Origin of the sequence: Gemmatimonas phototrophica (assembly GCF_000695095.2) — a bacterium.
Classification (GTDB): domain Bacteria; phylum Gemmatimonadota; class Gemmatimonadetes; order Gemmatimonadales; family Gemmatimonadaceae; genus Gemmatimonas; species Gemmatimonas phototrophica.
The window spans coordinates 2,811,486-2,834,739 of sequence record NZ_CP011454.1; the positions used below are offsets into that span (position 1 = coordinate 2,811,486).

Annotated in this window: 18 protein-coding genes; 9 read left to right on the top strand and 9 right to left on the bottom strand. The window is 64.5% G+C overall.

The genetic code is table 11. The features are described from left to right. Window positions 1-14 precede the first annotated feature (14 nt). From GEMMAAP_RS11935 to GEMMAAP_RS20310, 4 genes are read right to left on the bottom strand one after another with little or no spacing between them, the layout of a single operon-like run. Window positions 15-1,328: a DUF445 domain-containing protein gene (locus tag GEMMAAP_RS11935; protein ID WP_082821270.1), complete on the bottom strand. Its 1,314-nt coding sequence runs from the start codon at window positions 1,326-1,328 to the stop codon at window positions 15-17. A gap of 32 nt (window positions 1,329-1,360) precedes the next feature. Continuing rightward, window positions 1,361-2,689 (bottom strand): hypothetical protein, encoded by a 1,329-nt coding sequence (locus tag GEMMAAP_RS11940; RefSeq protein ID WP_026849593.1) that lies wholly within the window; start codon window positions 2,687-2,689, stop codon window positions 1,361-1,363. A gap of 11 nt (window positions 2,690-2,700) precedes the next feature. Further along, the gene (locus GEMMAAP_RS11945; protein WP_026849592.1) at window positions 2,701-3,621 is read right to left on the bottom strand and encodes a prepilin peptidase; all 921 of its coding nucleotides are present in this window, start codon (window positions 3,619-3,621) and stop codon (window positions 2,701-2,703) included. Window positions 3,622-3,625: 4 nt separating this feature from the next. Continuing rightward, window positions 3,626-4,411 (bottom strand): TrmH family RNA methyltransferase, encoded by a 786-nt coding sequence (locus GEMMAAP_RS20310; RefSeq protein WP_026849591.1) that lies wholly within the window; start codon window positions 4,409-4,411, stop codon window positions 3,626-3,628. Between the two features lie 88 nt (window positions 4,412-4,499). Here GEMMAAP_RS20310 and GEMMAAP_RS11955 point away from each other — a divergent pair, with 88 nt between their 5' ends. Then, window positions 4,500-5,348, top strand: a complete 849-nt coding sequence (locus tag GEMMAAP_RS11955) for a M48 family metallopeptidase (protein WP_082821271.1) — start codon at window positions 4,500-4,502, stop codon at window positions 5,346-5,348. A gap of 15 nt (window positions 5,349-5,363) precedes the next feature. Here GEMMAAP_RS11955 and GEMMAAP_RS11960 read toward each other — a convergent pair whose 3' ends face one another. The 4 genes from GEMMAAP_RS11960 to GEMMAAP_RS11975 are packed head-to-tail and all read right to left on the bottom strand — an operon-like array spanning window position 5,364 to window position 10,814. Further along, window positions 5,364-6,200, bottom strand: coding sequence for a purine-nucleoside phosphorylase (locus GEMMAAP_RS11960; protein WP_026849589.1), 837 nt, complete (start codon window positions 6,198-6,200; stop codon window positions 5,364-5,366). Continuing rightward, the gene (add, locus tag GEMMAAP_RS11965) at window positions 6,197-7,303 is read right to left on the bottom strand and encodes an adenosine deaminase (protein WP_053334094.1); all 1,107 of its coding nucleotides are present in this window, start codon (window positions 7,301-7,303) and stop codon (window positions 6,197-6,199) included. The genes GEMMAAP_RS11960 and add overlap by 4 nt, the downstream gene beginning before the upstream one ends. Further along, on the bottom strand, window positions 7,300-7,539 hold the full coding sequence (locus GEMMAAP_RS11970; protein WP_026849588.1) for a hypothetical protein: 240 nt from the start codon (window positions 7,537-7,539) through the stop codon (window positions 7,300-7,302). Before GEMMAAP_RS11970 ends, add begins: the two co-directional genes overlap by 4 nt. Next, window positions 7,539-10,814: a 5'-nucleotidase C-terminal domain-containing protein gene (locus GEMMAAP_RS11975; protein ID WP_053334093.1), complete on the bottom strand. Its 3,276-nt coding sequence runs from the start codon at window positions 10,812-10,814 to the stop codon at window positions 7,539-7,541. Before GEMMAAP_RS11975 ends, GEMMAAP_RS11970 begins: the two co-directional genes overlap by 1 nt. A gap of 215 nt (window positions 10,815-11,029) precedes the next feature. On the opposite strand from GEMMAAP_RS11975, the gene udk reads away from it, so the two are divergent. Genes udk through GEMMAAP_RS11990 form a run of 3 tightly spaced genes read left to right on the top strand, consistent with a single transcriptional unit; the run spans window position 11,030 to window position 13,877 of the window. Then, entirely contained in the window at window positions 11,030-11,704 is a 675-nt protein-coding gene (gene udk, locus GEMMAAP_RS11980; protein ID WP_026849587.1) for a uridine kinase, read from the top strand. Between the two features lie 7 nt (window positions 11,705-11,711). Then, the gene (locus GEMMAAP_RS11985) at window positions 11,712-12,434 is read left to right on the top strand and encodes a response regulator (RefSeq protein ID WP_043580676.1); all 723 of its coding nucleotides are present in this window, start codon (window positions 11,712-11,714) and stop codon (window positions 12,432-12,434) included. Window positions 12,435-12,437: 3 nt separating this feature from the next. Further along, on the top strand, window positions 12,438-13,877 hold the full coding sequence (locus tag GEMMAAP_RS11990) for a sensor histidine kinase (protein ID WP_026849585.1): 1,440 nt from the start codon (window positions 12,438-12,440) through the stop codon (window positions 13,875-13,877). Window positions 13,878-13,951: 74 nt separating this feature from the next. Here the strand turns inward: GEMMAAP_RS11990 and GEMMAAP_RS11995 are convergent, their stop codons facing one another. Next, window positions 13,952-14,716 carry an SIR2 family NAD-dependent protein deacylase gene (locus GEMMAAP_RS11995; RefSeq protein WP_053334193.1) on the bottom strand — a complete coding sequence of 255 codons (765 nt, stop codon included), beginning with the start codon at window positions 14,714-14,716 and terminating at the stop codon, window positions 13,952-13,954. A gap of 301 nt (window positions 14,717-15,017) precedes the next feature. Between GEMMAAP_RS11995 and GEMMAAP_RS12000 the strand changes: the two genes are divergently transcribed. From GEMMAAP_RS12000 to GEMMAAP_RS12020, 5 genes are all read left to right on the top strand, one after another. After that, window positions 15,018-17,801, top strand: a complete 2,784-nt coding sequence (locus tag GEMMAAP_RS12000; protein ID WP_026849583.1) for a TonB-dependent receptor — start codon at window positions 15,018-15,020, stop codon at window positions 17,799-17,801. Window positions 17,802-17,966: 165 nt separating this feature from the next. Further along, complete coding sequence (locus tag GEMMAAP_RS12005; RefSeq protein ID WP_053334092.1) at window positions 17,967-19,700, top strand: hypothetical protein; 1,734 nt, start codon at window positions 17,967-17,969, stop codon at window positions 19,698-19,700. A 111-nt stretch (window positions 19,701-19,811) separates the two neighbouring features. After that, on the top strand, window positions 19,812-20,432 hold the full coding sequence (locus tag GEMMAAP_RS12010) for a hypothetical protein (protein ID WP_026849582.1): 621 nt from the start codon (window positions 19,812-19,814) through the stop codon (window positions 20,430-20,432). Then, window positions 20,429-21,583 carry a phosphate ABC transporter substrate-binding protein PstS gene (pstS, locus tag GEMMAAP_RS12015; RefSeq protein WP_053334091.1) on the top strand — a complete coding sequence of 385 codons (1,155 nt, stop codon included), beginning with the start codon at window positions 20,429-20,431 and terminating at the stop codon, window positions 21,581-21,583. The genes GEMMAAP_RS12010 and pstS overlap by 4 nt, the downstream gene beginning before the upstream one ends. Before the next feature lie 70 nt (window positions 21,584-21,653). Further along, entirely contained in the window at window positions 21,654-23,246 is a 1,593-nt protein-coding gene (locus GEMMAAP_RS12020) for a Ppx/GppA phosphatase family protein (RefSeq protein WP_026849581.1), read from the top strand. The last annotated feature ends 8 nt before the right edge of the window (window positions 23,247-23,254 follow it).

A 23,254-nucleotide genomic window follows, 5' to 3' on the forward strand; every position in this document is an offset into this window, starting at 1 on the left:
GGCCGGGGGGCGGCCTACAGCAATAACCCCGCGCTGTAGAGCAGCAGCCCGACCAATCCGCCCACCAGCGTCCCGTTAATGCGGATGAACTGCAGATCGCGACCGATCTGCAGTTCGATTTTCCGGGAGGTGGCGTTCGCATCCCAGGCGCCAACCGTTGTGGCAATCAGCTTGGCCACTTCTTCGCGCGCTTGTTCCACCGAGTAGGTCACCAGTTCCACCACCCAGCCGTTGGCCTTGTCCGCCAATGACGGGTCAGCCAGTACCTTCTGGCCCAACCCCGCAAGCCACCGCTCCAGCTGATCGGGTTCCGCTTCCGTTTCGGTAGCCAGCTTCTCGGCGTATCCGGCCAGACGGGACTTCACGTCGCCCCACACTTCGCGCGAGAACTCCGCCACGCCCGGGTGATTCAGGACGTCCAGCTTGATCTGCTCGGCGCGCGCTATGGTTTCCGGATTCTCCCGCAGGTTGGCGACGAACTTGTCCACCGCATCGTCGTAGCGCTTGCGCAGCGGATGTTCAGGATCGGCGGCCACGGCGACCAGTGTGGCTTCCACCCCGCTTACAATCTTGTCACCCAGACGGTTCTCCACCGCACCTGGCACCCACCACGGACTCTCCTTCTTGATCCGCTCCCGGATCATTTCTTCGTTCTCATCGAGAAATCGCGCGGCAAGGCGCAGGGCATCGTCCAGCAGCGCCTGATGACGCCCGTCGGCCGTGAGCAGTTCAAAGGTCTTGGCCGCCAACGGTGCGGCCTGCATTTGACGCAGCCGCGACACAATGCCGCGATCCACCAGTTCCTGCACATCTTCGTCGCGCATGACGCCAACGGCACCAGACAGGCCATGGGCCGCTGCCCGGGCCACACGCCGACTGTTCTCCGGCTGCGCGAGCCATTGGGCCGCCCGCTCGCCCAGCTTCATGTTGGTGAGCTTGCTTGCCACGACATCGCGGGTCAGGAAATTGCGCTGTACAAAATTGCCCAGCGCGGTGCCAATGCGATCCTTCCGCGACGGCACAATGGCCGTATGCGGAATGGGAATGCCCAGTGGATGGCGGAACAGGGCGGTCACCGCAAACCAGTCGGCAATTCCGCCCACCATGGCGGCCTCGGCGAAGGCCCGCAGATAGCCAAGGCCCGGGTAACGAGACTCATAGATGCGCGCGACCAGAAACACGATGGCCACCACGACCAGCATGAGCGTGGCAATGCGCTTCATCTGCACCAGCCGTACCCGACGCATTTCATCGTCGGGGGTGATGCGCAACGCCGCCGGCAACGATTCGTCAGCCGACGGCATGGGTACGGGAGAATGATTCGTCATGAACGCGTCATGAGCGACAACGCCTCAGCGCCTCAACGCCCCGTTGCGGGAACGTTCAGCGTGATGCGCGCCACATCGATGGGAGCAGCCTGACCTGCCGGAAGATCCATGTAGATCACTACGGGCTTTCCGTCCAGCTGTTCCAGACTCAAGGTCACCAATCGAGCGGCACGCTTTGGCGTGGCCGGGGCTTCAATGCGACGGGTGGTGCTCCCCGGCGCCACGTTGGGCTTACCCAGTTCATATCGCCGCCGCGCGGCGTCGGCCATGATGTCCAGAAAATCCGCCGCGTCCACGGCCGAATCCCACACCGACGCCCATACCAGCGCGTTGCCCTGTGGCGTGTTCATCACGGCGAGCCGGTCGCCGTCCACACCGGTGGCGGCCCGTCTGGCCAGTTCCTCGTTCTTGATGTGCTGCACCAGCGCCAACCGCGTCTCAAATTCCCCGAAGGTATTGGAGTACAGGACGGTACCGGTACGTGGGGCCGGGAAAGTCACGGCAACCGGGAGATCACGGTTCGCTGCCGTACCCGAGAAGTACGCCGAATCGTTGAGGAGCTGCTTGGTGGAGACCGGCAGGTCACTCAGCAACTCCTTCTCCGGTCGCACGTTGATGAACCGCCGCACAAAATCGGCGCCGCCAAGGTACGGGAACAGCAATCCCTCGCGCACAGCTCGCGGAGCCGAAGCAAACACGGGCATTCCCACCGACCCGTCGCGAATCATGTCGCGAATGCGATCCCAGCCGCCGGGCATCTTGAGCATGGGCCCCGCGTTGGGGTCGATCCGCATCTGCATGAACACGGCCTGCCCTTCCAGTACCGACTGGGCCGCGACCTGACGGTCCCCATCGTCCACGAGCCCCTGAATCGAATCGATCTTCACATACTGGTCCTGCAACGCATGCACCAGTTCGTGGGAGACCGTCTGCTTGAGCAGCATATCCGGGGCGCCATCCACGACGTAGAGCACCTTCGTCGTCGGGTCGTAATACCCAACGATCTGCTCCTCAAGCAGCTTTTGCAGCAAGACGGCCAGCTGCATGGTGTCGGGCACCATGCCAAGCAGCTTATAGACGGCTTCCTGACCGGCAATCTGCAGCTTGCCGCGCTCGCTCTCCAACTGCTTGCGGACAAAAACGGCGACCTCGTCGCGGCTACGCTTCTCCACCTTGGGCGGCGACTTGAACGGCAGCCCCATCTCGGCTTCGATCTTGGGCACATACTCCGCCACCAGATCGGCATAGGGACCATCGCCAGCGTTGGCGGGTTTGTCGCCGCAGGCGCTGAACAACACGCCACTCAAGATCAGCAGTGCCGCCGCAGCATTGGGCCGCGGCGAACGAAACGATATCGGCATGGGCAGACGACTCAGGCGGAGAACGCGCGCTCGACGTACCAGGTGATCAGCGCATCACCCCAAAGCAAGGTGAGCAACGCAGCGGGCGCAAGGAACACGCCAAAGGGGACATCCGGGAAGGCAAACGGCTCCCCGCGCTTGCTGGTACGGATCTTCACAATGGGGCCCACGATCAGCAGGAAGGTGACGGCCCCGACAAAGGCGCCAACCACAATCGTGAGCAGGGAGCGCTCGGCCCCGATCGCCGCCCCCACCACAGCCATCAGGGTGGTATCGCCAAACCCCATGGCCTCACGCTTGATGATGACTTCGGCCAGCCAGCCAATGATCGTAATGGCGCCGGCGCCCACACAGGCCCCCAGAATGGCCGGCCACGGCGAGACGAAGTGCGACTTTTCGTCAATGAAGAAGTTCATGATGGCAAAGAGCAGCATCATGATGAGCCCCGAAACGGTGAAACCGTCCGGAATCAGATAGTGCTTGTAGTCGGTAACGGCGATCCCGAACAGCAAGGTGGCAAAGGCCGATACCCGAACGGCCTCGAAGCTGAACCCCAGGAAGTAGAAGGCCGCAACCCACATGAGCCCAACCAGCAGCTCGACCGCCGGGTATTGCATGGAAATGGGCAGGGCGCACCCCGCACACTTTCCGCGCAACAGCAGCCAACTGAGAATGGGAATGTTTTCGTACGACTTGATGGGCCGCTCGCAGCGCGGGCACCGCGACCGGGGCTTCACCACGCTCAATTCAAGCGGCCACCGGGAGATGCAGACGTTCAGGAAGGAGCCTATGGAGGCACCCACGACAAACACCGGGAGCAGCACCAGCAGGAGATCCGACCATGCCAGATGGCCGATCAGTCCCGAGGTCATGGCCCCGGTATACTCGACAGAGTCGAGGGCGGTCGTGTCGAATGGCAGCGGTGCTTGCATGCCGTCAGGACGACTGAGACGATGATGACGCCACGCGCAGGGCGTAGAGCAGAATGCCGGTAGCCACCGCTACGTTGAGCGATTCCACCTCGGGGGCCATCGGGATATGCACCGTGCGGGTAACGGCAGCGGCCACGTGAGGCGAGAGCCCCGCCCCCTCGTTGCTCACCACCATCCCCAACCGTTCTGGGCAGTCGGCGCTGCTGACCGACGGCAGCGGGACTCCAGCCAGGTCGGCCGCCCAGAGCTCCACCCCGGCGGTTTCGACAAAGCGCCCGAAGTCCTCCCACGACATCATCACCACCGGGTGATGGAAGAGGGCCCCCATGCTGCCGCGCACCACTTTGGCATTCCAGACATCCACGGTGCCGGGCAGCGCCACGGTCGCAGTGACCCCCATAGCCGCCGCGGTCCGGATCACCGTCCCCACGTTGCCGGGGTCCTGCAGGGCATCCAGCACGAGATAGCGGGCGGGCCCGCTCGGCGGTGCAAGCCGCCGCTCGGGAATGGCTGCCACGGCAAGCACCCCCTGCGGCGTCTCGGTGTCGGCGGCGCTGGCCAACTCGGCCTCGGAGACCTCGACCAAGGGCACCTCCCTGGCCTCAGCCATCGCCAGCAGGGCCCGCCCCCGGTCATCCTCCCGCAAACTGGCCGTGACCAGCAGACCGGCCACCTCAAGCGGCGAAGCCAGCAGCATCTCCACCGTGCGCAGTCCTTCCGCCACGAACCGGTATTGGCGTTCCCGCGCCTTCCGGCGCTGCAGGTCGCGGGCAAGTGTCAGTAGCTTCACGGCAGTGGAGTCACTCGCGGGAATCGCGGGTACAAGATGGTCGGGACAGGAAACCGCGCGGCCGCGCCAGCACCGGGGCGACGCTCGCATGAACGATAGCGGAGGGAATATGGCGCGAATCAGTGGGCAACACAGCATGGTGAAGCGACTGGCACGGCTCAGTGTCGCCGGTCTTGTGGCCGCCTGCGTTCCCGGCACGGCCGAGGAAGTGCAGATGGGCAACCAGTATGCGCAGCAGATCGAGCAGCAGTTGCCCATGGTGCGCGACCCGGAGGTGGTGCGCTACATCAACGTGCTGGGCGATTCCATTGCCCGCGTGGTAGACGACCGCAGCCTCACGTGGCGCTTCAATGTGGTGGATCAGGATGAGATCAACGCGTTCGCGGTGCCGGGAGGACACATTTATGTGAACCGCGGCCTCATTGAGCGCACCACCAACATGTCCGAACTGGCGGGGGTGCTGGGACACGAGATTGCCCATGTCACGCAGCGCCACAGCATGAAGCAGATGGCTGCCGCGCAGCGCGCCAACGCCGGTCTGAGCATTGGCTGCATTCTGGCTCCATCGTTCTGCCAGGGATTGGCCGGTACGGGTGTCTCAGCGGTAGCCCAGCTCGGGTTCGCCAAATTCAGCCGCGACGACGAATCGGAGTCCGACAAGTTCGGCGTGCTCTATGTGTCGCGGGCCGGAATCGACCCGCGCGGCATGCCGAGCATGTTTCGCATTCTCCTGCGGGAGCGGGAGCGCAATCCGGGGTCCGTGGAGGCGTGGTTCGCCTCGCATCCGGTTGAGGAAAGCCGCATTCGCATTACCGAGCAGGAGATCGCCAAGATCGACCCGGTGGTCCTGCGCTCTCTGACGCGTGATTCCCGCAGCTTCCAGACGTTCAAGACGCGCCTGGCGAGCTTACCGCGCAGCCAGCAACGGGCGCGGTAAGCACCGGTACGCGACTCACACCCGTCGCACAAACTCCGTAATGAGTCCTTCAAAACGGGAAGCCACCGCCTTGCCGGCGTCCATGACTTCCTGATGACTCAGCTTGTCGTGTGAAAGGCCGGCAGCTTTGTTGGTAATGCACGACACGGCCACCGCCCGCATTCCAATCGCCCGCGCCATGATGACCTCCGGTACGGTGGACATGCCCACGGCATCTGCGCCCAGACGTTCCAGCATGCGCACCTCGGCGGGCGTTTCGTAGGTTGGCCCAAGCAAGCCGCAGTACACCCCTTCGTGCAGGGGGACATTGACTGCCGTTGCCGCGTCTCGCATGAGCGCGCGCAGCGCGGGATCGTACGGGTCACTCATGTCGGGAAACCGCTCGTCGCCGCTCTCCGTGGGGCCGACGAGCGGATTGCGGAACATGAGATTCATGTGGTCCGCGATCAGCATGAGATCACCGGCAGTGAAGGTCCGGCGCACCCCGCCCGCCGCATTGGACGCGATGTACACCGGGGCGCCGAGGGCGTGCAGCACCCGGACCGGGAAGGCCGCGAGCCCTGCGGCGTGTCCTTCGTACATGTGAAACCGACCAGCCAGCAGCACGACCGGGCGACTGGCGAGAGTTCCCACCATGAGTTGTCCGGCGTGCCCGGCAACCGTTGCCGTGGGGAAACCGGGGACATGGGAGAACGGGATGCGCACCGGCTGCTCAAGCCGATCGGCAAGGCCGCCCAGCCCGGAACCCAGCACGATCCCAGCAACGGGCGTCTGCCACGCGGTACCCACGCGCTGTCGGATGTACGCGGCGGCGGCGGCCGCCGCCGACCCACCGACCGCAGAGCCACTCATACCGCAGCCTCGGCGCCGAGATACATGGGCGGAACGGCGGTGGCCAGTTGAGCAATCTCCCGGGCGGCCCGTTCCCGAAGTGCCACCCGTGCGGTATAGGGGAGAAATGCCGCATCGAAGGCGTTCAGCGACACCCGGGCCAACGTGGAGAAATCCCACCCCAGATACTGCGCACAGGCGCTGTACTCTTCCGTCAATGTGACGCCACTCATCATGGTGTTATCCGTGTTGATGGTCACCACAGCACCCAATGCCAGATAGCGCTGCATCGGGTGCTCCGCAAAGGACGGCACAGCATGCGTCTGGACATTGCTGGTGGGACACACTTCCAGCGGAATACGACGGTCCACGACATAGGCTTCCAGCGCCGCATCTTCCTGCAAGCGGGTCCCGTGTCCAAGGCGGTTGGCACCGCAACGGTGGAGGGCCTCATGAATGGAGCCCGCCCCATCGCCCTCCCCGGCATGCACCGTCACCGCGAGGTTGTTGTTCCGCGCGTACTCAAAGGCGGCAGCATGTTCATGCGCGGGATTACCCAACTCACCACCTGCGAGGTCAAACGCCACCACGCCACGCTGCTGGTAGGCCACGGCCAATTCGGCCATTTCCATGCTGTGCGGCCACGGAAGACTGCGCAGCGCACACACAATGCAGCGGGCCACCGTTCCGGTTTCCTTCTCCCCGCGCATGAGGCCGTGCAGCACGGCGTTCATCACGTCGTCGCCGGAAAGCCCCTCGCGCATGTTGAGCGACGGGCAAAAGCGTACCTCGAGATATCGCACGCCATCAAGTGCAGCGTCCAACACGAGTTCGTGCGCAATACGCTCCAGTTCTTCGGCCGTTTGCATCACGGCCAGCGTGATCTCAAAGCGCGCCAGATACTCCTCGAGGTTATGCGCATCGTCCACCCGCATCCATCGGGCCAGCGCGGCGGCATCGTGATGCGGGAGCGTAATGCCCCGGGCTTCCGACAGAGCCAGCAAAGTGCCAGGCCGCAGCGAGCCGTCGAGATGGCAATGCAACTCGGCCTTGGGCAACGCTTGCAAGACACTGATGAACGCCGGATTCAACACCCGCCCCTCCCCCTCGGTGGACAGGCTCATGCGGAGGCATCCTCCAATCGCTCACGCGCGGTAACCACACGAAAAATGGCGCCGCCGCTCACGGGCGTATCGGCGGCCGTCGGCAAACCGCGGCTGTCGGTGAGGCGTAATCGACCCGCTTCAATGCCATCGGCATCCTCGGGAAACAGCGCACGCACCGCCGCCAGAGCGGTGGATCCGGCGGGGACACTGACCCCGCGCTCATTCACGAACACGCGTATATCGGCGTGGCTCATCACAAACTCCCTGGAGGAATGCTGCGAATGCGAACGGTGTCGTCGCCACGCACCGGTTGCGGCTGTCGCCGGAGAAACGCCGCGACGGCATCGATATCCTTGACCGTCAGAAACTCGGTGGCCACGGCACCCGCAAGCTGTTCGCGGAAGTCGTTTTCCACCATGAAATCGTTCATGGCCACGGTGTACATGCGCGCAGGGTCAATAGCCCGGCCGGCAGCATCCGACGCGCTGACAATCCGCGCCCCCTGCGGACGCGCGGCATCATACACTACCACCATCCCACTCACATGGGCGTCAGGTCGCCCGCGCTCCAACACCGATTCGAGAATCTGCAAGAGCGTGGTGCCGCGCACACGCACACGCGTGACCATGTTTGCAAATGGCGCGACGTAATGCACACCGCCGTACGTCAGTGGCCCGGCCGCCAGCTCGGCGCGAATGCCGCCGTTGTTCCACATGCCAATATCCGCTCCTGCCGCCGAGCGCATGGCGTCAGCAAGCAAATTGCCCACCGCGTTTTGCGCACCGCTTCGTCGCATGGGGGCCGCCAGGGTCGCCACCGGTTGCGACAGGCGCGATGCGACACTCGCTACCGCAGCCTGCACAATGGAATCCATTTGCACGTGGGCACCGGCCACGACAGTGCCGGATACCGGTACGATGGTGGCGACGGCCGTTCCGCCGCCCAGCGGAACGTCCACCACGATGATGCCGCGCCCACTGGAGGTCGGCTCCACCACCGGCATGCCGTCAAACTCCAGCGTCATGTTCACGTGCGCATGTCCCATGACGTACACATCCGGCCGGTCGGCGCCGAGCGCCGCCACACGCTTCCCCACATCAATCCCTGATCCGGTGCACACCGTTGGCCGATCGCGATCGCAGCGTCCCCCGTCATGAATAACCGCAATGACGACCTGCGCCCCGCTGGCCCGCAATGCCTTCACCCGCTCCGCGAACACCGGCACCGGGTCAAGAAATGTGAGGGCCCCTACCTTGCGGCGACTCGCCGTTTCCGTGGTGTGGGTTCCTGCGGCACCAACAATACCGATGCGCACGCCATGACGATCAACGATAGTGTCGCTGCGCAACCACTCCGGACGACGACCGTCAGGGCCACGTACATTGGCGCCCAGTACCGCGTGCCGTAAACCGCGCAGGCGCGCGCGCAGCGTGTCCTGTCCAAAGTCAAACTCATGGTTGCCCAGGGCACCGGCGGTTACGTCAAGTCGGTTGACGACATCCACGGTTGGGCGGCCATCGTTCCAATCGGAGGCCGGCGTGCCGGTGAACAGATCGCCGGCGTCAATCACCACATGTTCGCAGGCCGGGGAGACACAGTCCGCCTGCGCGCGTCGAATGGCGGCCGACAACGCCACCGCGCCGCCGACTGGTTGGTTTCCCTGATCAAACTGGGGACGCAGAGCGGCGTGAAAGTCGCTCATGGCAATAACACGAACCGTGCGCTGACCAGCCTTCGGAGCCGGCGCGGCGCCCATTGTCGCCGTAGTGCCGGCCGGCCTCCCGCCTCCAGGCTCGGCCGAACGCCCGCGGGTCTGCTCGGCGAACGCTTGCGCACGCGCCGTCGCGGGCTCCAGCGTCCAATTGCGTTGCGCGTACTGCGCCGGGTTGAGCGCTCCCGCCTTCCGCACCTCGTCAATGATCAACTGACGGATGTCGAGATCGCGGTTGTACACCACCGGCGCGCCGGCGAGCATAGCAAAGCCTCCGCCTCCACCCTGACGATAGTTGTTGACCGCCATCGTGAAACTGTCCGTCGGCTGAACGTCGCGCCCCTTGACCGACAGGCGAGTGATGCGTGCGCCCGCGGCTTGCCGCAGGTCAATGGTGTACTCGGCGCCACTCACCACATCGAAGTTGAAGCCCGGTACCGAGGGATCAATAATCCCGTTGGGTGCCACGCCATCGTTGCCCACGGTGCGATAGTAGCGCGCCGAGTGCTCAAGGAACGCCCGAAGCTGCGTGCCGGAAATGCGTACCGCCCGCAGGGTGTTGTCGTACGGATACAGCCGTGACAGCTCGGCCTGGGTGACCGCGCCGATGTCCAGACCAGCGTCCAGCGAAAAGGCGGCGGTCGCTGACAGATCGGCCCCGCTTGTTCGGCGCATCACTTCGTTCACCAGATCGGTAATGGGCATGTCCGCCACGCGGGCACTGTCCCCGGGCCACGCCACTGTCGTGCGCCCAACCGGTGCATTCACCCAGGCAACCGTGGCCTCGTGCGTGCCACGGGAGGCCGCCAAGACTTCGGGGTGCTCCCGGTGTCCGGCCACGCGCACCGACCGCCCCTTGTGCTCCACCACCACCCAGCGACGTTTCCGGCGTTCCAGCGTGAGGGTGCCCAGTGCCACCGACCCCGCCCAGTTCCGGGGCTGCATGACGAGCGCACCGTTGATGGTGCTGTCCACCAGTTCGCGATGGGAATGGCCGTAGACCACAGCATCAATCCCGTCAATTTCGCGCGGAATACGCCCCGCCACGTTCTCCGACGGCAGACCGGTGCCGACGGTGTCGTAGCTCGCCGGCTCGGACAGCCCGGAGTGCAGCAGGACGATCACGACGTCGGCGTTGCGACGACGAGCCTCCTGCACTCGCTGGCGAACGGCGGGAACAATATCGGTGACCGTGAGTCCGGCCGCCTTGAGATTTTCGCGGTCCCACACCATGGCCCCCGGTGTGGTCCCTCCCACAATCGCCACCCGGAGGCCACGACGGGTCACCATCGTCAGTGGTGCGACAAAGGGCCGCCCCTTCGCATCGACAACGTTCGCGGCCACGAACGGGAATCCGGCCTGGAAGATGGCCTTCTGGAGTAACGGCACGCCATAATTGAACTCGTGGTTCCCCAGAACAGCGGCGTCGTACCGCATCACATTCATGGCCGCGATGACCGGATGCACCGGAGTGGGCCGTACCCGGGCCGCGACGTAGAGGAGCGGATTGCCCTGGAGAATGTCCCCGCCCTCTACCAACACCACCCCATCCGGGTTGGCACGGCGCGCCGAGTCCACAATGGTGGCGGCGGCAGCCAGCGAATGGGCGGGATCGGCGGTACCGGTGAAATAGTCCCAGCCCCGGAGGCGCCCATGTACGTCTGTCGTAGCCGCGATCGTGAGCTCGACCCGGCGCGGCTGGGCGGAGGCCGGGCGAACGAGGGGGGCGGCGACGCTGGTCAGCACGCCAAGGGGGAGCAGCGCCGCGCCGAACCGGCACGACCGCAGCTTCGAAGACAGATACGAATGACGTCCCATCCGGGAATGCTAGTCGCTGCCGGGAAGGGTGTGGAGTGCCAGCGTCAGTCCTCATGCTCTCCTTGCCTGTCCCACCATACATCCGCGAAGTTCCGGCGGTACCGTCCAAACGGCCCGATCGCCGATACCCATTCGTTACACCGCCGTAACAGATCGGAAACGACGGCGGATCAGCTTCATCACATCATCTCGTGGTCGAACCGGAACAACCGCTCATGAAACCGCTCATCATCGGCATCGCGGGCGGAACCGGCTCGGGAAAGTCTACCGTCGCTCGCAAGGTAGCCGAAGCGCTTCCCGACGCCTCTGTGGCATTCCTCGAGATGGACGCGTATTACCGGGATTTCCGGCACCTCACGCTACAACAGTTGCATCACGTCAATTGGGATCATCCTGATGCCTTCGATGTGGAGTTGCTGAGCGCGCATCTGGAGGGGCTCAACCGCGGGGAAGCGGTGGACATGCCGGTGTACGAGTTCGCCACGCATTCCCGCAGCACCCGCACACGACGCATTGCTCCGGCCGACGTTGTGGTCATTGACGGCATTCTGCTGCTCTCTGATCCGAACGTGCGGGCCCAATGCGATGTGAAGGTGTTCGTGGACGCTGACCCGGATATTCGTCTCATTCGCCGCATCCGTCGTGACACCGCAGTCCGTGGCCGTACACTGGAGTCGGTACTCGATCAGTACCTGACCACCGTGCAGCCCATGCATCTGCAGTTCGTCGAACCGAGCAAGCGCTACGCCGACGTCATTGTGCCACGGGGAGGCAGTAACACGGTCGCGATCGAAATGATCGTGGCCAAAATTCAGCGTCGTCTGCAGGCGCGCGCGTCGTTGCGTGCGCAGCAGCCCGACGCCGTACCGGCCGACGCCGGAACCCTGTGACCACGGTATGATTTCCCCTGCCCCGACCACCACCGATCGCATTCTCGTTGTTGACGACGAGCCCGAGATCGTTGCGCTGGTGGCCTATCACCTGGCGAAGTCTGGATATCGGGTATCCACGGCCTCCTCGGGGCAGGACGCACTCGAACTGGCCCGTCGCGAGCGACCGGCGCTCGTGGTCCTCGACCTGATGCTGCCGGGGATGTCTGGCTTTGACGTACTGGAGCAGCTCCGTCTCGACGAATCCACCCGCGACATCGCCGTCATCATGCTCACCGCGCGCCGCGAAGAGCCCGACCGCATTCGCGGATTGTCGCTGGGCGCCGATGACTACCTCACCAAGCCCTTTTCGCCGGCCGAACTGGTGCTCCGCGTGGCGGCCATTCTCCGCCGCACGGGTTCTCCGGTGCCAGCGGGCGCCGATGCGCTGGTCATTGGTCCACTGCACATCGACCGGGCGGCCATGTCCGTGAATGTGGGGGGACAGGCGGTCGACCTCACGCCAACGGAATTCAAACTGCTGCTCACACTCGCCGAACGCCGGGGACGCGTGCAGGGGCGCGGGCATCTGCTGGAAACTGTCTGGGAAGCGGCCCCGGACATTCAGACGCGCACCGTGGACATGCACGTGCAGCGGTTGCGGACAAAGCTGGGGACGGCGGGCGACCTCATCGAGACCGTTCGCGGCTTCGGGTATCGGCTGCGCTCCACGGCACCGCGCGGTTACTGAGCCGTGCGGCTCACGCAGCGCCTGCTGCTGCAGAGTGCCGTCATTGCCACCTTGCTGGTGGTCATCATTCTTGGCGCCGTGGAATGGCGCGTACGCCACCGGCTCGACCTCGCCAGCGCCACGCAGGCCACCAGCAGTGCCCCATTAGCAGAAGATGCTGCGAATGCCGCCCTGCTGGCGGCCATTCGGCATGATGTGGCGCTCGCCAGCGGGTTCGCGCTGGTCGTGGCCTTGTTGCTGGCTCGCTCGCTGGCCAAACAGGTCACCCGCCCCATGGAAGAGTTACGCGACATGGCGCGCGATCTCGCCGGTGGTGATCTCACCGCCCGTCCGCCGCGCTCCATCAGCGGTGGCGAGGTGGGCCAGCTGGCCGAGAGCCTGCGGCAGGTTGGGGAGCAGATGGAAACGCGACTCTGGGAGATGCAGTCCGAAGAAGCCCTGCTGGTGGCGCTGACAGAGTCGTTGAACGAAGGCATCGTGGCCGTTGACGCACGCAAGCGCGTCGTGCGGATCAACGAAACCGGACGCCAGCTGCTCAACCTTCGGCAGTCCCTCCCGTTTGCCGCCAGTGATTTGCCGCAGGAGGTGCAGCTGCAGGAAGCCCTGCAACTGGTGCTCTCCGGGGCGCCCCCCATCTTCCGCGAAATTCACCTCGATGGGCATACCGTGGCGCTGACGGTGCGCGCCTTGAGTGGCGGCGGCGCCGTGCTGGCCATGTACGATCTGACGCAGGTCCGCCGGCTCGAAACGGTGCGCAGTGACTTTGTGGCCAACGTGTCCCACGAGTTGCGCACTCCGCTCACGATCATCGGTGGGTTCGTGGAAACCCTGCAGGACGATGACGTACCGCCCGAGTTGCGGCGGCAATTCCTCGGCATGACGGAAGCGAATGTGCAGCGTATGCAGCGCATCGTGGATGATCTGCTGGACCTGTCGCGGATTGAATCCGGCGGCTGGCGCCCCGCCCCTACGCTGTTGGATTTGCCGGATGTGGCGTTAGAGGTCTTTGCCCCCCTGGAGTTGCGGGCCAGTCAGAAGGGGGTCGCTTTACGTATCGAATTGGCACCGGATGCCACCCAGATCCTGTGCGATCCCACCGCGGCAGGGCAGATCCTGTCGAATCTGGCGGAGAATGCGCTGCGCCACACCACGACCGGTGCCGTCGCCATTTATACGGAACGGGACGGCAACGGCGTGTGGATGGGCGTGCGCGACACCGGATCGGGCATTCCGCCTGAACACCTTCCCCGAATTTTCGAGCGCTTTTACCGGGCCGACCCGGGGCGCTCTCGGGAAGCTGGGGGCACCGGGCTGGGGCTGTCCATCGTCCGCCACCTCGCCGAAGCCCATGGCGGGAAGGTGAAGGCGGAAAGCACCGTAGGGGTGGGGACGACCATCGCGGTGTGGCTACCCGTACAAAAGGCTGCCGGGGCATCGGCATGAGCCACCGCGTTCCGGCCTAGCCTCGCCACGCCGCTGCCGGAGCCGGTCGACGGGATTCGCCGGTTCCGTACTCTCTAGCTGGACTCCGACTGCCGACGCGGACGGCGCCCGGCAAAGGCCTCGGCTATGAGCCGTGGCAGCATGACTCCGGCCGGTCCCTCAATGGGGAGGATGCTCGGCCCCTGCCGCTGCCCTTCCATGGTCGGGTTCACCACAATGACCGTGGCCCCATGCGTGGCCGAAATCCAGGGCAAGGAGGCCGCCGGCTCCACGATATTGGAGGTGCCGACAGACAGAAAGACGTCGCAGGCCACAGCCGCATTTCGTGCCGCCTCGAACGGCGTCATGGGCAAGGGTTCCCCGAACCAGACCACATCGGGGCGCAGCAATGCCCCGCAACTGGGACAGGGTGGGACCTCCCCGTGCAGTTCGTCGGACGGCAGGACACTTCCCGCGCACCCGGCGCTGCAGCGGGCGTGCACCAGTGACCCATGCAACCGCACGACATCCCGGCTCCCTGCCCGCTCGTGCAGGTCGTCCACGTTCTGGGTGACCAGCGTGCAGTGCGCCACCCGGCTGGCCAGGGTGACCAAGGCATGATGGGCCGGATTGGGTTGCGCCGCGCGTACCATGGCCCGACGAGCCGCATACCATTGCCAGACGCGCTGGGGGTGGGTGGCAAAGGCCTCGGGGGTGGCCAGTTCCTGAGGCGAGAACTGGGCCCACATGCCCGTCTGCGCCTCACGGAAGGTCGGAATGCCGCTCTCGGCGGAGACACCGGCCCCCGTAAGCACGCACACATGTTCCGCCGACCGGAGCGCCTTGGCGGCCACGGTCAGCGCTTCGGCGCGGGTTTGCGGGTCGGTGGGGGGCGGGGACGCGACGCGTCGCCGCTGCAGGGTAGGATCTGATGGCACCATACTGGCGCGACAATACAACATCGTCACGAATCGCACCAGATAGGCGGCAGGGTCCGCCAGCCAATGAGGTCAAAATCGATGTGACGGGGACGGGGCGAAGGTCGTGACATGTTCGTTGCAAAACCGTAGGGGTTTCGAAACCTGGGTCACGGAGCTTCCACTGCATCCGGAAGGCACCCTCTGCCATCCGTGAGCTGTGTCCTCTTATCTCCGAACTCTCATGCGGATTTCTGTCAACGAGCTTTTCCGTGCCGCGCGTCGTGTGATGCTGGCGACCACGGTGGCCGTCGTCCCCGCTCTCTTTTCCCAGACGGTGTCGGCGCAAGCGGCTCCGCTGGCTACCGGCAAGATCACCGGGCGCATCCTTGACGGCGCCTCCGGACAGCCCATCGCGGCCGCCCAGATTCAGGTCGTCGGCACCACGCTCGGCGCGCAGTCCGGCGTCGATGGCCGCTACACCATTCTGCGCGTCCCGGCCGGGACGGTCACCCTGACCGTACGGCGTATTGGGTACGGCCCCAAGTCCATTACCGGCATCGTGCTCGAAGCCAGCGGCGCCGTGGAGCAGGACATCTCGCTCAAGAGCGCCGAGTTGCAGCTGGCCGCGATCAGCGTGACGGCAAACAAGGAGAAGGGATCGGTCAACGATGCCCTCAACGCCCAGCGCAACGCCACCAACGTGGTGAATGCGATCACGGCCGAACAGATCGCCCGTAGTCCGGACGGCGATGCGGCGCAGGCGGCGCAGCGTGTCAGTGGTGTGACGGTCCAGGATGGGAAATACCTGCAGGTGCGCGGCTTGTCGGAGCGCTACACCACGGCGTCGCTCAACGGCGCCCGTATTCCGAGCCCTGAGCCGGAGCGCAAGGTCGTACCGCTCGACCTGTTCCCGGCCAGTCTCATTCAGGACGTCACGACCGCCAAGACGTTCACCCCGGACATGCCCGGTGACTTTGCCGGCGCCAACGTAAACATCCGCACCCGTGAGTTCCCGGCGCGCCGACAGGTGAACTACTCCACCAGCTTTGGTTTTGGTGATCGCGTACTCGGCAACGCGCTGCCCTTCGCCCCGCGGGCGGGCGGCGAGCTTTTCGGCAATGCGGCCAGTAACCGCCAGATCCCTCAGGCCATTTCGGGCGCCAATTTTCTCGGGTCGGTCACCCAGCAGCAGTACAACCAGATGGCGCGCCAGCAGCGCAACGTCTGGTCGCCGTCCGTTCGCAACGGCGGCGCCAATGGTTCCTTCGGTATGTCCACCGGAGGGAACACCATCCTTGGCAAGCGTGTCGGCTACGTGTTGAGCGGCAACTACGGCTACTCGGAAGAAGTGCGTGCCGATGAGCGCTATGCCGTTGGCAACCAGGGCGCCAACAACACCGTCGTACCACTCACCGAACTCCGTGGCCAGACGGGCCGTAGCAGCGCCCAGTGGGGCGGTATTGCCAACTTGTCCACCATGGTGGGCAAGAATTCGCGCCTCGCCATCAACAGCACCATGACTCGCAGTGCGGACAACGAAGCGCGCACCGATCGTGGCTTTGACGAAAACCTGAACGACAGCATTCAGCGCACCACGCTGCGCTATGTGGAGCGTGGCGTTGCGACTGTTACGGGCCTCGGCGAGCACCAGCTCAGCGACCGCAACAAGACGGCCTGGTCCGTTTCCTACGGCAACACGGTGCGCCGTGAACCCGACCGCTCCGACGTCGTGTATGCCCGCACGCCGGAAGGTCCGTACCAGATCCTCGCGTCGCTCGACGGTGCGCGTCGTCTGTACTTCGACCTCCAGGAAGACAACCTCACTGGTCAGGTCGACCACACGTTCAACCTTGGCAGCGTATCCAGCCAGAATACGCTCAAGGTGGGTGCCTACTATCGCTCCACGGAACGCACGTCCGACGCTCCGATCTTCGCGTTCATCACGCGGGCCAACCAAAGTGTGGTGCAGCAGTCGCCTGACGTGATCTTTGGTGAAGCGCAGGCCTGTGAGACCTGCACCTCGATCAACGTGCAGCCCATCGGGCAGGCCGGCTCGTACAGCGCGAGCGATCGCACGGGCGCTGGCTACCTGATGACCGACATTGGCCTCACCGACCGCATTCGCATCATTGCCGGCGCGCGTGTCGAGCAGGCTCGCATCACGGTGGCGGCCTCTACGCAGGGTGGCTTTACCACGACGTCTGAACTGGACAACACCGACGTGTTGCCGTCACTGCTGGTGAATTCGAAGCTCACTGAATCACAGAACCTGCGCTTTGGTATCACCCGCACGCTGGCGCGTCCGGAATACCGTGAGCTGGCGCCCGTCACCTTCCGCGATGTGCTGGGCGGTGTGAGCGTCACCGGTAATTCCGATCTCGTGCGGTCGCTGATCGACAACGTGGACCTGCGGTGGGAAATGTTCCCCAACCCGGGAGAAGTGTTGAGCGTGGGCGTGTTTGCCAAACGCTTCGATCGGCCCATCGAGCGCCTCGAACAGGCAACCTCCGGCGCCTATCAGGCCCGCTTCCAGAATGCCATCAGCGCCACCAACCTGGGTGTGGAACTCGAGGCGCGGAAGCAGCTGGGCTTCCTCGGTCGGTGGGCGGAGGCCTTTACCGGCTTCTCCAACCTCACCCTCATGCAGTCGTCGGTGGATCTCGACACGCTTGGTGGGCTGACCGTGACCGACCAAACGCGCCGCCTGGTGGGGCAAGCCCCGTATGTGGTTAACGCCGGGCTCACGTACTCCAACCTCAGCGGCAGTACCAACGCGACCCTTTTGTACAACGTGGTAGGCGAGCGCATCACCGCCGCCGGCGTGGTACCGCTGCCGAACATCGTTGAGAAGCCTCGCCAGTTGGTGGACCTGTCGCTGCGCTTCCCCGTACGCGGCAACCTGTCGGCCCGCCTCGACGCCCGCAATCTGCTCGATGCCCGCTACCGCTTTATGCAAGGGAACCTCGAGCGTGAGGGCTGGAACGCCGGCCGCACGCTCTCGATGGGGCTGAGCTGGAGACAGTAAGGACGTTACACCGCAACATATTTTCGTGACGTTGGTGACATGGCCTGGCCTCGGTGACACAACCGTGACCGGGCCATAACACATTCACCACATAGAAACGCCTTTTTCTTATGGACAGGTGCTGCACGACGCAGTGCCCGCCTCCCCCTAGACTCCAGGCTCCCGATGACGAAGTTCGCGCGCATTCGCGCACTCGCGCTGGCGTCGTTCGCCACGATGGCCCTTTCGGCTTGCGGTGGTGATGACGACCCCATTACACCGCCGACGGTGACCAATGGCTCCTTGGCCATCACCGTGTCCGGCCTTCCCACCGGCACCAACGCCGCGGTGACCGTTACCGGCCCCAACAGCTTTTCGCAGACGGCCACCGGTACCACGACCCTCAGCGTGGTTCCCGGCAGCTACACCGTGGCCGCCGCTCAGGTCACCAGCAACAACGTCCGCTACAACGCGACCATCACGGGTTCGCCCGCCACCGTCGCCTCCAGCCAGACGGCCACGGTGACGGTTGCCTATGCGGTGACGGCAAACCCGACCGTTGTGCTCTCCGGGTCGATCCCCGCCAATCGTACGCTCACGCCCGATACGAACTATGTCCTGCGTGGGTTTGTGTATGTGAACCAGGGCGCCACGCTCACCATCAACGCCGGCACGCGCATTGTCGGTGATACCACCGCACTCGGCTCGGCGCTGTTCGTCCTTCGTGGCGCGCGCATTGTGGCCAACGGTACCGCCGCCGCCCCGATTGTGTTCACGTCGCAGCGTTCGGCCGGCAACCGCGCGCCCGGCGACTGGGGCGGTCTGGTCATTGTGGGCAACGCTCGCGCCAACCGGACCGGCAACGTGATCGTGGAAGGCTCCAACGGTTCCGTGTTGGGGGCCAACCCGGCCGGTGTCATCTACACCGGCGGCACGGTCGACAATGACAACAGCGGGACGCTGCGCTATGTACGCGTGGAGTTTGCCGGCTACGCCACGTTGACCGACGCGGAGCTTAACTCGTTCACGTTCGGCGCGGTGGGCAGTGGCACGACGTTCGAGTACCTGCAGTCTCTGGCTGGCCTCGACGACAGCTTTGAGTGGTTCGGTGGTACGGTGAACGGCAAGTATCTCGTATCGTACGAAGCGGGCGACGACCACTTTGACGGTTCGGAGGGCTACCGTGGCCTCAACCAGTTCTTGATCGCCATGCAGAGCACGTACCTCACGCCGCGTCCCGGCACCGGAGCCGTGTCCACGGATCCGCAGGGACTCGAGATCGACGGGTGCAGCGGCGGCGGATGTGTTGCCCCGAGTGGTGCCAACGCGCAGAGCGCTGGTCGCGACGAAGGCCTGTACAACATGAACGTCTTTGCGAACTTCACGCTGGTTGGTGTTCCCACGGGCGGCGCCACGGTGCCCTCCAGTGGTGGTGTTGGCGCGGTCCTGCGTCGCGGAACGGGTGGCTACTACTTGAACGGTGTTGTGGCGCGTTGGCAGCGTGGCGCCATCTCGCTGCGCGACTCGACCTCCAACAACCGTTTCCAGGCCGACTCCCTCATCGTGCGCAATCTGTACTTCGCCGAGAACGGCGGGACGGATGGCGGCTTTGATGGTACGTCCAACTTCGGTCAGGCGGCAGCATTCACGGCCAAGAATTCGAACATCGTCGTTGGCACCGGCGTGACGGCAACCAGCCTGTTCACGGCGCTCCCCACGACGCCGACCAACGCCGCCAGCCTCGACTGGTCGCCTGCCGCTGGCTCGCCAATCGCCACGGGTGGGTTGAATGCGTTCACCGCGGATCCGCGCATCGCGGCCCGCGTCGGTACGTTCATCACGCCGACCGCCTACCGCGGCGCCGCCGCCCCTGGCGGCACGAAGTGGTGGGAAGGCTGGACCAACTACGCGCGGAACTGACCATCGCCGCCAACGCGGAGTAGCTTTTCCGTTCCGCGCCAGTAGCTGGTGAATTAGACGGCCAGGGTCGCGACTGCGACCCTGGCCGTTTCACTTCTCCCCTGTGTTTTCATGCGACACTTTCTTGCCGCGGTACCTCTCCTGCTTGTCGGCGCCTGCTCAGATACGGCGCCACGAACGGCTGCCGATTCTCAGGCCGCACATGTTGCCGAAGTGGCAGCCGCTGGCGGAACGGTCGATAGCATCTTCCCCATTGCGGAGCAGCTACGGCGTTTCCGCGACGGTCTCCCTTCGGTAGACACCTTGCGGAACGCGGCGACGTCGCGTGATGCGCTGATACGGCAGTTTCTGCGAGCCGTGAGCGCCAGCGATACGCTGACGCTGAATCAACTGGTCCTCGACCGCTCAGAGTTCGCTTATCTGTATTACCCTCATGCAGCCATCAGTCAGCCGCCGTACGAGGCGCCACCACAGTTGCTCTGGGGGCAGATTCTGATGTCCACCAACGACGGATTACCCCGTGTGCTCGCCCGGGCTGCCGGTCAATCTCTGGACCTGTCGCGGGTCACGTGTGCCGATTCGATCGCCACCGAAGGCCCAAACCGCCTGCATGAGAAGTGCGCACTTACGCTTCGCATTGGGAAGGGGTCGGCCATTGAGACCCGGTGGTTTGGCACCATCGTTGAACGGGACGGGCGGTTCAAATTTCTTGGCTACGCGAACCCTCTATGACGCAGCCACGTAAGGGAGGGTGGCGATTCAAACACGTCGCAGCAGCAATCGCGTGCATTGTCATTGGCAGTGCATGTGACCGCACGAACGACGTGCGATTTGCGAAGCCGGATAGCGCCATGGCCGCCCTGCCCGACTCGCAGCGTGTACAACTCAGCGGAACCGGGGCCACGCTGCCGTTCCCGCTTTATGCCCAGTGGTTCAACGCCTACGGGGAGATGGCACCGGTACGTATCAATTACCGCTCCGAAGGATCGGCCAAAGGGCTCGAAGCCCTGCTGACCAGCCAAGCGGACTTCGGGGCGACTGATGTGCCGGTCCCCGACAGTTTGTTGCCGCGTTCCCAGCAAGCCATTGTCCACGTGCCCATGGCCGTCGTGGCAGTTGCCGTGACGTACAATGTGCCCGGGTTGAACCGACCGCTGCGCCTTACGGCAAACGCCATTGCCGGCATTTTCCTTGGCCGCATTTCCCAATGGGATGATCCGCAACTGGTTGCACTCAACCCTGCGGAAACACTACCAGCGCTCCCCATCACGGTCATTCGCCGTTCGGATGGCACGGGGACGTCGTACATCTTCCGTCGCTACCTCGAAACGGCGAGCTCGGTGTGGCGCAATACGCCAATGACGGACCGGGAACCGGCCGGGCAGCGCCTACGGGACGGCAGTGAAGCCGTGGCGTCGGAGGTCAAGGTCACCGAAGGTGCCATCGGCTACCTTGAGGTGGTGTATGCGCGACAGAATCGCCTCCCGGCCGCCCATGTGCAGAACCGCTCGGGGGAGTTTGTCGCAGCGATGCCCTTTGAAATCGCCTCGGCGGCGGTGAGTACGCTGGAGTCGCTCGAACCGCTGGATGACGAAGAAGCCAACGGGTTTCGGGTTTCCCTTTTGGATGCCCCCGGTCCACAAAGCTATCCCTTGGCCTCCTTTACCTGGTGGCTGCTCCGACCGAGTACGATGTCCGAGACATCTCGATTGGAGCTCTCCCGGTTTCTGCACTGGGCGTTGGAGGATGCAACCAATCTGACCTCAACGATGGGGTATGTCCCTCTCCCCTCCACCGTGGCCGGTCGTGTGCTCGACCGCACCGACAAAGCGTTAGGGTGCGCACCTTGCGCACAGCGGCGTCTTTCCGGTACGGTTCGCTGACGCCTCGGGAATGCCCCGTGCGGCGCCCGGACGCCTCTTGGGCGCCGGATCCCCGGTTGCTGGTCCGTTCATGACACTGCCCACCTCGCATCAGGCCGATCTCCGCATCGCGGCCATCGACATCGGCTCCAACAGTGTTCGGCAAATCATTGCCGACGTGTCGTCGGCGGGTGCCATCCGGGTGGTGGATGAGATGAAGGCCATGCCGCGGTTGGGCGACGGCCTCGAAAGCACGGGGGCGCTGTCGCAGATCGCGGTCGATTCCGCCGTCGCCGCGGTGCAGCGTATGGTCATGCTGGCGCGACAGTTGGCTGCTGCCCGCATCGAGATTGTGGCGACCAGCGCAGTGCGTGACGCCAGTAATGCGGCGGTCTTTACGGCACAGGTCCTGGCGGCCACCGGGCACCCGGTACGGGTGCTCAGTGGAGAAGAAGAAGCCCTGCTCTGCTATCGCAGCGCCCTTGCACATTTTGAGCTCGGCGCTGGTCGTACCGTGGTCATGGACATCGGCGGCGGGTCACTCGAGTTGGTGCTGGCCAAGGACGGTCTCATTGAGCGCGTCGCCTCGCTGCCGTTTGGTGCGGTGCGGCTCACCGAAAAATTTCTGACCCCTGCCGTTCGCCCGCGTCGAGTGCGCGCCCTTCGTGAGCATGTACGCGAAGGACTCAAGAAGGCGGTTCCGGTCAAGGATTGGCGTGGCGCGCAGGTGATTGGCTCTGGTGGCACTTTTACCAACCTCGCCGGCATCGTGCTCTCCCGGCAGCGTGTCTCGGTGCGTTCTCCCCATGGCACGCGCGTCACCCGGGCGGAGCTGGAACATGTGCTGGAGTGGTTGCAGCGCATGGAGTCGTACGAACGGCAGCAGGTGCCCGGTCTCAACCCCGCCCGGGCCGATATCATTGTGGCCGGGCTTGCCGTGGCGGCTGAAGTCCTTTCGCGCTTCGACCCCCGGGATCTGCTCACCTCGGCCTACGGAATTCGCGAAGGGCTGCTGCTGGAAGCAGCCAAGGTCACGCCCACGGTGGCCGACCCGGGCGTGGCACGCGAACGCTCCGTACGGGAGTTTGCCGAACGTTGTCATTACGAAGAGCCCCATGCACGACAGGTCATGGCATTGTCGCTGCAACTCTTCGATGCCGTGGCATCACGCCTCGACCTGACGGCCGCCGATCGACGGATCCTGGCGGATGCCGCGCTGCTGCACGATGTGGGATATCACATCAACTACGAGAAGCACCACAAACACTCGTTTCACCTGATCTCCCACGCGGATCTGCTGGGCATGTCCCCATCGGAGCAGATCATGATCGCGCACATTGCCCGCTATCATCGCGGCGCGGCGCCAAAGCTGAAGCACGAAGGCTTCGGTCACCTGGACAAACCGACGCGCGAACGCATTGTGAAGCTGTCGGCCATTCTGCGCTTTGCCGACGGCATGGACCGCGGACATGTAAGTGCCGTGGGCACCATGGCGGTGAAATGGGCGGGAGACGCCCTGCGGGTCACGGTGCATGAGTCCGAGGGAGCCACCAACGTGCGCCTCGAATGCTGGGGCGCCAGTCGCAAACGGAGCCTGCTGGAACAGGTGCTCGACCGGCCGGTGGTGGTCATGTTGCAGGACGGCACGGAAATCAGCGCCGACGAAGAAGGCGACAGCGAGTAGCTCGCCGC